The following is a 1359-nucleotide window of genomic DNA, read 5'->3' as shown; positions in this document are numbered from 1 at the left end:
GGGCGGCATCGGCCGACGTTGGTGGCGGTTGGTCCGGGTGGTGAGGTGCCGGGGCGGGCGGCGGAGGAGCCGGCCGAGTCGCCGGAGGTGCGGCTCGGCCGGGCTGATCTGGTGGCCCGCAGTGGCATCGACGAGTCGACGTTGGCGGAGTTGGAGCGGCTCGGTGTGCTGGTGTCGGATCCGCCGGGTTGGTACGACGGGGATGCGTTGATCATCGCTCGGGCGGTGGCGGGTCTGGCGGCGTACGGGTTCCAGCCGCGGCATCTGCGGGCGTTCCGGACGGCGGCGGATCGGGAGGTCGGTCTGTTCGCGCAGTTGGTGGCGCCGTTGGCGCGGCAGAGTGATCCGGCGGCGCGGGCGCGGGCGGCGGAGACGGCGCGGGAGTTGGTGGCGTTGTCGCAGCAGTTGCATGCGGCGTTGGTGCGGGTGGGGTTGCGGTCGACGTTGGGCCGGTGATCCGGTCGGTGTGCGGAAAGATCTGCCCCGGGAAGCGTGTCGTAGGCTTGCCGGGGTAACCCCTTTCTGGCGCGGGCGTGGTGCGGATGGCGCGTGGGACGGCCGTGTCGCGGTCCGTGTACCGTGCAGGGAAGGGCACGGTGCGGCGTAGGTGACAACGACACGGAGGCGGCGGTGCGCGAGCTGAGCGTGGTCGGGGTTCGGGTGGAGCTGCCCAGTAACCAGCCGATCGTCCTGCTCAGGGAGGTCGAGGGGGACCGCTATCTGCCGATCTGGATCGGCGCGGTCGAGGCGACGGCGATCGCTTACGAGCAGCAGGGGGTCAAGCCGGCCCGGCCGTTGACGCATGATCTTCTGCGGGACGTGTTGGCGGCGTTGAAGGCGCCGTTGCGGGCGGTGGAGATCACCGAGCTGAAGGAGAACGTCTTCTACGCGGATCTGGTGATCGGTGACGGGGTGCGGGTGTCGGCCCGGCCGAGTGATTCGATCGCGTTGGCGTTGCGGGTGGGTGCGCCGATTCGTTGTGCCGAGCAGGTCCTCGGTGAGGCGGGGATCGTGATCCCGGACGAGCAGGAGGACGAGGTGGAGAAGTTCCGGGAGTTCCTGGAGCAGGTGCGCCCGGAGGATTTCGCCGGCTGAGCGCCGGGCGGGTGCGTTCCGGGTCGCTGGGCCGGCTGTCACTGTTTCCCGGTGGGCTGGTGGTCTCCGCGGTTGCTGCGCGGCGTGTCGCGACGGCTTGTGGCGTGGTAACCCCTGACGGTGGCTATAGGGTTGCCGTGTCGAGGGGTGCACGTCCCGGAAACGACGTGTCACCGCACTGGCGGGGAGGTTGTCCGGATGCACGAGCCGCGAGATTCCGATCCGGGTACGGAGCTGGACGAGCCGGGTGTGACGCCGCCGGGG

General features: G+C 70.3%; 1 protein-coding gene and 1 pseudogene. Both read left to right on the top strand.

The features are described 5' to 3' along the window. A pseudogene (locus C1I99_RS31580) lies at positions 1-456 on the top strand (transcriptional regulator FtsR); the annotation flags it as partial. Positions 457-630: 174 nt separating this feature from the next. Then, complete coding sequence (locus tag C1I99_RS31575; protein ID WP_111137779.1) at positions 631-1095, top strand: bifunctional nuclease family protein; 465 nt, start codon at positions 631-633, stop codon at positions 1093-1095. The last annotated feature ends 264 nt before the right edge of the window (positions 1096-1359 follow it).

It is taken from the genome of Micromonospora deserti, from assembly GCF_003236335.1.
GTDB classification, from domain to species: Bacteria; Actinomycetota; Actinomycetes; order Mycobacteriales; family Micromonosporaceae; genus Micromonospora; species Micromonospora deserti.
The sequence above is the reverse complement of the archived record's forward strand: the minus strand, read 5'-3'. Positions and strand labels throughout refer to the sequence as shown.